Here is an 8,177-nt window from a genome sequence, read left to right on the forward strand (position 1 = left end):
GAAGTCCTTGCAAAGTTTCTACAGATTCGGTAATTTTTATCTGAGGGCGACCCGACATTTTAATTTGCTCCTTGTTTCCTTCAAGTCTATCACATCTTTAAAAAAATGGTATAAGTATAGTTTTAAAAACATCCAGCGACTCAATAGCATTTGAATTGAGACAAGGTATTATTTCGGGCAAATTTGGCTCGGCAACATTTTGATTAACAGCAACGGTCGCCAAAGATACTTCAGACACAGGGGTAACTTTGTTTTGTGCTGACTCCGACTGTGTAGCAATGGAATTTGTAGAAGGGAAAACAATAGTGTGGCTCTCTTGAAACAGCTCAGCCACACTATAAAAACGAGCGATTCACTCATCAATAGATTTGTGTTGAGCCTTCAACAACTCTGCAACTTGATTAGCCAATTATTCAAAACTAGGGATTTCCATTTCCCTCTCACAAGAATAGTGACGAGTATCACCAGTCAGAGAATTTTCTACAGACAAAACAGCATTTTGACACCGCACCCGAAACACAGTCAATTCCTGATTTTGCAACTGATTGCAAAAATGATTTAACAAACCATCCGAAGAACAGACCAAAACTTGTCGCACATCCCGATATCGATATAAAATACCAGCACCAAAAGCAATCTTTTTACCATTAGCACTATTAGCACCGCCCGGAACGTGAATCAGTTCGTAACCGCGATCGTAAAGTTCAGCATCCAACTTGCTCTTACTCGGATTTTTCCAGTTAACAAAAGCAATTTTAACCTGCAGGGGATAGTCGCACAAACTGGCTAAAAATTGTTCTGTGTTAACCTTAAGTTTCAGATTTTCGGCATCTGATAGCAAAATCGCAATCCCGCAGGACTCTGTGGTGGTTGCAGGGGCGATTTCATTCGGGATAGCTTCGCTTAACCGTGTTTCCGTGTATTGGCGACTTAAAGACTGCGGGCTGAGAGGCTCAAAAAATTGTTTGCGACAAGCTTTGCAAATATACCGCTGGCGACCGTTGGGATGGCCGTTTTTACGAATTTGGTCAGATTCGCATCGAGGACATTTCATGTAATTATTATTCCAGCCTCCTCCCTAAGCGGTAAAAAATTACCTATCTTCTTTTTTGTCTTCCTTCGCGCCCTTTGCGTCTTCGCGGTTCATTAAATAGATATCCCTTGAGCAGTTCAGAAGCCCCATAATAGTAAAAGAAACTTAACATTTAGTTAAACACAATGGCTAGAGACTTGCGGGGATTCCTCAAACTACTCGAAGAACGGGGACAACTGCGCCGGATTAGCGCCTTAGTCGATTCCGACCTCGAAATTGCCGAAATTTCCAACCAAATGCTGCAAAAAGGCGGCCCTGGACTGCTGTTTGAAAACGTCAAAGGGGCCGAATTCCCCGTCGCCATTAACCTGTTGGGTACGGAAGAGCGCGTTTGCTGGGCGATGAACATGGAAAAGCCTCACGAACTAGAAGAACTCGGCAAAAAACTGGGAATGCTGCAACAGCCAAAACCGCCGAAAAAGATTTCCCAAGCGATAGAATTCGGCAAAGTCCTGTTTGACGTAGTGAAGGCCAAACCGGGCCGCGACTTTTTCCCAGCTTGTCAGCAAGTGGTAATTGAGGGAGAAGGGCTGGATTTGAACAAAATCCCGATGATTCGCCCTTATCCGGGAGATGCGGGCAAAATTATCACCCTGGGTTTGGTAATTACCAAAGATTGCGAAACGGGCACGCCGAATGTAGGCGTTTATCGGTTGCAGTTGCAGTCAAAAAACACGATGACTGTACATTGGTTATCGGTGCGGGGCGGCGCGCGGCACTTGCGGAAAGCGGCGCAGGCAGGTAAAAAGTTGGAAGTTGCGATCGCCCTGGGAGTCGATCCATTAATCATCCTCGCCGCAGCAACCCCAATTCCTGTAGATTTATCCGAATGGTTATTTGCCGGACTTTACGGCGGTTCGGGCGTGCAATTGGCGAAGTGCAAAACCGTAGATTTGGAAGTACCGGCGGACTCGGAAATTGTGTTAGAAGGAACGATTACCCCTGGTGAAGTTCTGCCCGACGGGCCCTTCGGCGATCACATGGGTTATTACGGCGGCGTGGAAGATTCGCCGCTGATTCGGTTCAACTGCATGACGCACCGCAAAGACCCAATTTATCTGACAACATTTAGCGGGCGGCCGCCGAAAGAAGAAGCAATGATGGCGATCGCGCTTAACCGTATTTATACGCCTATTTTGCGGCAGCAAGTATCGGAAATTGTCGATTTCTTCTTACCGATGGAAGCGCTTAGTTATAAAGCGGCAATTATCTCGATTGATAAAGCATATCCCGGTCAAGCGCGCAGGGCTGCTTTAGCATTTTGGAGTGCATTACCGCAGTTTACTTACACTAAGTTTGTGATTGTTGTCGATAAAAGTATCAACATTCGCGACCCGCGTCAAGTAGTTTGGGCAATTAGTTCTAAAGTCGATCCGGTTCGGGATGTATTTATTCTGCCGAATACGCCTTTTGATACGTTAGATTTTGCCAGTGAAAAGATTGGTTTGGGAGGCAGAATGGGGATAGATGCTACTACGAAGATGCCACCGGAAACGGATCACGAATGGGGGGAAGTTTTGGAATCCGATCCTGATGTGGCGGCGATGGTAGAAAGGCGTTGGGCTGAGTACGGTTTGGCCGATTTGAATTTGGGTGAAGTCGATCCGAATTTGTTTGGATATGAGATGAAGTAGGGAGGAGAAAAGGGCGCTCGAAGGTAATTTTAGATTTACAATTTTAGATTTGAAAATCGCAAGTCTTAAATTGGAAATCTAAAATTGTCAGTGACTATACTTAATTAAACTATAACTCCTCGATTTTTGTTTTTAGTTCTATAAGGTCGTCATGCTGATTAATGTCTAGGTAAGGAATTGCCCACTCAAAAAATGAACTTAGAGAAATAAATGTAGAATCTTGTCTCTGCATTTCCTTTTGAATATCCTTGCCATTAAACCAAATTAAGTATTGCTTCTGTGTCCAAAATTCTTCTCGTGCAAATAGTTGTTCATAGACAATAAGGTTATCTTCAAATTTTTCGGGTCTAACTAATTCAACAGCCTGTCTAAATTGATTGACTAATTCTAACGCTTTAATTTTGCAGTCTTGCAAAATTAATGATTTAGGTAGTTTACCTTTATTCGTCCATGTAGTTTTGAGTTGTTCCCGTGCTACACTCAGGTTCACCAAGTCACCCAAAGCGCATCTTACAGCTTGGTAAGCTTGCAAGTTTCTGGCGCTAGTTTCAATCAGTTTTGAAATCCGAGCGACTCCTGGTGAATTTTTATGCCCCCAGGTAGAAGTTGGATTGTCCTGCTTTTCATTGTACTTTTCTTCCCAATAATTGTGAATTAAATTAGCATCTAATAGATAATTTTCAACACAAGTTCGATAACTTAAAAAGATAGATTTATTGCCAGATTTATTTGCTCTTTGGAGTAGCTGGCAGTTATCAGTTGGCTTAACATCGAAATCCCGATCTAGAAAAACAATGTATTTCGGGTCTAGTGCTTTACTCGCTGAAAAGTATCCTTCGGCAAATTTTGAAAATGTAAACTTACTCCCAACAGTAACAATTGTGCAGGTATTAGCTGTTATCCTATCAACTAATGTATTAAGTAATTTATAGTCTAAACTGGTGGGCGCTCCTTCACAAAAAAGTATTTTTCCACTACTAACAACACTCATAGTTACTCCTCTAAACGAACAATGTATGCTTCAGGTACTAGCTGCTCTATGTAATCAGAGTGAGTTGTAATAATGAATTGATTATTTTTCCCTAACTTGGGCAAAGCTCTCAATAATGCTTGTTGCAGTGGTGGATGTAAGTGCAACTCAATTTCATCAATCAAGATCACAGAATTATGAATATTCCAATTAGCAAAGTCCATCATCATCGGAAATATAGCACGTTCGCCCCCAGACATCTCAGAAATCTCATATTTGTTTCTGCCATCATATAGATAAAACCAGGGTTCGCTCAGAATGTCATCAATCCCTTCTCGTGGAACAGGTCCATCAAAGCTACGTTCGGGGAAAACAACTTTATAAGCTTGCTCAATTTCAGCATATATGTCCTTTTGTCCGGGTCGGAATTGCTTAATTCTTCCCCTTTCAACATCCTGATGAAATTGTCGCCACTTTGAAAAGCGATCTCGTAGATTATCTTCTGTAATTTCAATTTTTTCATCCTGGTTTTCAGTAGTGAGGCTGGTAGAAGTTCTCTGCTCTGTGTACCAAAGAATTGTCCCAACTCGCTCAAACACCTGAAAGCCTTCAGCTCTAAGGAGTTGCTTAGCATATTCCCGTCCTTTGAATTGAAACAATTCACTTGAAGTGTTTGCCTGAACGCGCTCACCTTGCCATTTAAGGGACACAATATGTTTATCAGCAGGAGGAACTGGTAAATTGCGACCGATATTTTGCAATTTTTGGTGGAACTCCCGAACCGCGTGGATCTCTGGAGACGAAAATTGCATTTTTAGAGTAACGTCTGGTTCAAACTTTCCCCAGTTACTCCCTAGCAATTCATAATTAAATCCCGCCCATTCCAATTCAGAAAGCCTCTGCAATCGACCTGTTGCCTCTCCCAATGTTGCTGCTATTGCCTGTAAAATACTTGTTTTGCCAGTCCCATTCATCCCTATTAAAACTATAAGGTCTCGTGCCAGTCCAGTTTCTGGATCGGTGAAATCTAATTCTCGCTCTCGGAATTTCTTAAAATACTTTAACTTGATAGATTGAACTTTCATAATTTGAATTTAATAAAGGTAAAGTCTGCTTGTCAAAAACGTACTCTCAGCCTAATTCGTCCAATTGCATTCTTAGGAAATCAGCCTATTCTTCCAAAATTTCCACTAAATCTTCGATCGCAATCTCAAAAACGCGAGCCATTTTGTTTAAAGCTGTGTAATCTACCGTTGCCAGCTTGGGAGAATGAGCGTAGCTTCTAACTGTACTCTAAGGAATGCCCGATCGCTCCGAAAGTTCTTTCAACGTCCAACCCTTCTCCTGGGCTAGTTCTCTAACTCGCAACCGAATTAACCCCATTTTTGTGGTGACAAATCAGTTTAATATTCCAAAATTTCAACTAAATCCTCGATCGCAATATCGAACGCACGGGCCATCTTGTCCAAAGCTGTGTAGTCAACAGTTGCCATACCTGGAGAACTGGCATAGGTGGCGATCGTAGTGTATGGAATACCCGTTCTGTTGGAGACTTCCCTGAGAGTCCAACCCTTCTCTTGAGCAAGTTCTCGAACTCGCAGTCTAATTCGTCCCATTCCGCCCTTGACAATTACGACTACTCGTAATTTAATGAATATACAGTTAATAGCGATCGCCCTCGGACCTGAGAAATCTAGAGCGATCGCCTTTCATTTACCACCCACAAAAGTGGGAAGGATTTTCTTATGATACCAAAACAATCGACATATCGCGATCGACTTCAACCTTGGCATCTAATTCGCCACCTCCCCAACTGTCAGCGGTTAACAGTCGCCCGTTTCGCCCGCCGCCCCGATGCCGAATCTTACCTCAATGCGCTGCGCCGCTTAATGCCCGCAGTCCCGCATACAATTGTGTTCGTAAATGCGGTGTCTGCGTTGGGTGAAAACACCGTTCCAATTCAAACACAATTGTCGATCGAAGTTTAATTGTTGAAAAGTACGCGCGTGCGGAGCTATCCCGTAGGGAATCGCGCTTCCAAAAATAGGAATTATTCTATTTTACCGGAAGTGCGATCGGCCCTAATTTTCCCACAAAAACTTTGCTAAACTGTAAATAGACTTGAGTCAAGGAGTCAAATCAATGCCATCTCCCTTTCCCGGTGTAGATCCTTATTTAGAGCATCCTAACCTATGGCTTGAATTGCATCACTTGTTGATTAGTGAAATTGCGAGGTTTTTATCTCCCCAATTGCGTCCTAAATATCGAGTTGCAGTGGAAGTGCGAATGTATGAAACCAGCGGCGAAAATTCAGTGCTTGTCGGTATTCCCGATGTGACTGTACAGCGTTCTCAGACATCAAATAACCCCGGAGTAAATGTGGCTGTTTTGTCACCTCCAGCACAGCCAGTGACGGTGACAGTTCCTATGCCTGAAATTATCAAAGAAGGTTATTTAGAGATAAGAGGAGTAGAAGCCAAAGAAGTAGTCACAACGATCGAAATACTTTCACCTACTAATAAATGACCTGGAAAAGGAAGGCAAATGTATGAAAAAAAACGCGAAAAAATACTGAGCAGTCGCACTCATTTGATTGAGATTGATTTGCTGCGACACGGTGAACCAATGCCAGTGTTTGGGAATAATCTTGACAGTCAATATCGGATTTTGGTTTGTAGGGGAAATCGCCTTCCTTCAGGCGATATGTATGCTTTTAATCTTCAAAATTCAATTCCTGTTTTCCCAGTGCCTTTGCGTCCCGAAGACTCTGAACCTATTGTTGATTTGCAAATGCTTTTTAATCAAGTATACGATATTGCCGGTTATGACATGGAAATAGATTACTGTCGGGAGCCAATACCAGCACTCTCGGAAACAGATGCAGCTTGGGCAGATGCTTGGTTGCGCGATCGGGGATTGCGAGATTGATTTGGCGTGCAGCCATTCTCTTAGTCTGCGGAGGCAGACTTCGTTTTTGTAGAAGCGATTTCAATCGCCGAATGACTTAATTCAACTTAACAGCTAAACATCTTGGCTTTGCATCAACCGCTGCTTCAAACGCGCCGGATCTCCCCGATCGACAACTTGGCCCTTTTCCAACAAAAAAGCCCCATCACAATAATTCAACTCATCCAAACGGTGAGTCACCCACAAAGCCGTAATCCCGCGATTTTTCACCAACCGCTGCACCGCCGCCACCAAATCCAACTGAGAATCAGGATCTAACAAAGCCGTCGGTTCGTCCAACAGCAGAATTTCGCAGTGACGGGCGATCGCCCCAGCAAGGGCAATTCGCTGCTTTTGACCCCCACTCAAAGCATAAATCGGCCGCCGCTGCAAATCCAGCAAATTCACAGCCTCCAAAGCCTCCGCCACCCTCGCCCGCACCTGAATGTTAGAAAGCTTTTCCTCCACCAGACCAAAAGCCACATCCGCACCCACCGTCGGCATCACCAATTGGTGGTCGGGATTTTGAAACACAAAACCCACCCGCCCACTCAGGTCAATTTCCCCCGACTGGGGGTGCAGCAGCCCAGCCATCAGCCTCAGCAGCGTAGATTTGCCGCTGCCGTTAGTGCCCAAAAGCATCCAAAATTCGCCCTTGGGTACATCCAGAGAGCAACCTTGCAACACTCGATCGCCCGACGGCCAGCAAAAACCCAAATCCCGCACAGCAACGGCTGACTGGCTCATATCGGCACCAACACCCCCAGCCCTCATTCTGCTGTCATCGAGACAAAACCAGGGGATCTGCCTGTAGATGACGCCCCCGATTTCTGAGAAACCACCACCCCAGAAATCTCGCTGCTGAGTACAGCCACCTTTTTCTCAGGATTTTTCTCGCAGGTGAGTTCCAAAATTTGCGGTTGGGAGTTGCGAACCGCCGCCAGTACCTGCTGGTAAACAGTCTCAGCGTCCTCCTCCAACTTCCGCTGCACCGACAGCGAGACGGGCGTATTTTTCACAATGATGTCAATGCTGAACATATAGTCTTAAAAACCTAAGTTTGGAGCTCTATCCTCAGTATATATATAGGACTTACCCACGGAAACCCAGTTTCTTAGAAAAATAAGAGCTTGAGGGCAATATATCTACCAAGCCACCGGGCTTCTGACGCAAAGCCCAGAGACTCCTCTACAGTAGAAGTGCCCAAATGCAGGGCAAAGAATTCGGGGGCTTCGAGGGCTGCGGGGGCTTCGGAGACTTCGGACAAGTCAAGATCCGGAAGTTTTTTAATAAAAACTTGCTCTTGTAAAGAATTACCTCTATAATCGTCAATACGGTAAAGAAAAGTAAACTCTCTTCATAATCCCACTCGTTTTCTGCTAAGCAGAGGCAACGGTTGGAGATTGATGATCTAGAGACCGATCCGCTGTAATTATATCTATTTGGAGATTTGCGTAAATGACAATCGCAGTCGGACGCGCCCAGAACGAAAGAGGCATCTTTGATGTACTCGACGACTGGCTCAAACGCGATC

The 8,177-nt window shown here is 44.3% G+C and carries 10 protein-coding genes and 2 pseudogenes; 3 read left to right on the forward strand and 9 right to left on the reverse strand.

Going from position 1 to position 8,177, the window contains the following annotated elements; translation table 11 throughout:
* Positions 1-97: 97 nt before the first annotated feature.
* The gene (locus QUA80_RS32570) at positions 98-334 is read right to left on the reverse strand and encodes a hypothetical protein (protein ID WP_333429050.1); all 237 of its coding nucleotides are present in this window, start codon (positions 332-334) and stop codon (positions 98-100) included.
* A gap of 75 nt (positions 335-409) precedes the next feature.
* Positions 410-1,054, reverse strand: a complete 645-nt coding sequence (locus QUA80_RS32575; protein ID WP_333429051.1) for an IS1/IS1595 family N-terminal zinc-binding domain-containing protein — start codon at positions 1,052-1,054, stop codon at positions 410-412.
* 164 nt (positions 1,055-1,218) lie between these two features.
* Between QUA80_RS32575 and QUA80_RS32580 the strand changes: the two genes are divergently transcribed.
* Positions 1,219-2,727, forward strand: coding sequence for a UbiD family decarboxylase (locus QUA80_RS32580; protein WP_333429052.1), 1,509 nt, complete (start codon positions 1,219-1,221; stop codon positions 2,725-2,727).
* Positions 2,728-2,836: 109 nt separating this feature from the next.
* Here the strand turns inward: QUA80_RS32580 and QUA80_RS32585 are convergent, their stop codons facing one another.
* The 4 genes and pseudogenes from QUA80_RS32585 to QUA80_RS32600 all read right to left on the reverse strand — a co-directional run bounded on the left by QUA80_RS32585 (position 2,837) and on the right by QUA80_RS32600 (position 5,313).
* Positions 2,837-3,718 carry a DUF4435 domain-containing protein gene (locus QUA80_RS32585; RefSeq protein ID WP_333429053.1) on the reverse strand — a complete coding sequence of 294 codons (882 nt, stop codon included), beginning with the start codon at positions 3,716-3,718 and terminating at the stop codon, positions 2,837-2,839.
* 2 nt (positions 3,719-3,720) lie between these two features.
* Positions 3,721-4,782 carry an AAA family ATPase gene (locus QUA80_RS32590; protein ID WP_333429054.1) on the reverse strand — a complete coding sequence of 354 codons (1,062 nt, stop codon included), beginning with the start codon at positions 4,780-4,782 and terminating at the stop codon, positions 3,721-3,723.
* A gap of 85 nt (positions 4,783-4,867) precedes the next feature.
* Positions 4,868-5,080 (reverse strand): annotated as a pseudogene (locus QUA80_RS32595) (helix-turn-helix domain-containing protein).
* A gap of 20 nt (positions 5,081-5,100) precedes the next feature.
* Positions 5,101-5,313, reverse strand: coding sequence for a helix-turn-helix transcriptional regulator (locus QUA80_RS32600; RefSeq protein WP_333429055.1), 213 nt, complete (start codon positions 5,311-5,313; stop codon positions 5,101-5,103).
* A 129-nt stretch (positions 5,314-5,442) separates the two neighbouring features.
* On the opposite strand from QUA80_RS32600, the gene QUA80_RS32605 reads away from it, so the two are divergent.
* Positions 5,443-5,685 (forward strand): hypothetical protein, encoded by a 243-nt coding sequence (locus tag QUA80_RS32605; protein ID WP_333429056.1) that lies wholly within the window; start codon positions 5,443-5,445, stop codon positions 5,683-5,685.
* A 154-nt stretch (positions 5,686-5,839) separates the two neighbouring features.
* Positions 5,840-6,625: pseudogene (locus QUA80_RS32610) on the forward strand (DUF4058 family protein).
* Between the two features lie 93 nt (positions 6,626-6,718).
* Here QUA80_RS32610 and QUA80_RS32615 read toward each other — a convergent pair.
* From QUA80_RS32615 to QUA80_RS32625, 3 genes are all read right to left on the reverse strand, one after another.
* Positions 6,719-7,417 (reverse strand): energy-coupling factor ABC transporter ATP-binding protein, encoded by a 699-nt coding sequence (locus QUA80_RS32615; RefSeq protein ID WP_445302317.1) that lies wholly within the window; start codon positions 7,415-7,417, stop codon positions 6,719-6,721.
* Positions 7,414-7,683 (reverse strand): hypothetical protein, encoded by a 270-nt coding sequence (locus tag QUA80_RS32620; protein ID WP_333429058.1) that lies wholly within the window; start codon positions 7,681-7,683, stop codon positions 7,414-7,416. Before QUA80_RS32620 ends, QUA80_RS32615 begins: the two co-directional genes overlap by 4 nt.
* 74 nt (positions 7,684-7,757) lie before the next feature.
* The gene (locus QUA80_RS32625; protein WP_333429059.1) at positions 7,758-7,910 is read right to left on the reverse strand and encodes a hypothetical protein; all 153 of its coding nucleotides are present in this window, start codon (positions 7,908-7,910) and stop codon (positions 7,758-7,760) included.
* Positions 7,911-8,177 lie beyond the last annotated feature (267 nt).

Source organism: Microcoleus sp. F4-D5, assembly GCF_036704885.1.
Classification (GTDB): Bacteria; Cyanobacteriota; Cyanobacteriia; order Cyanobacteriales; family Microcoleaceae; genus Microcoleus.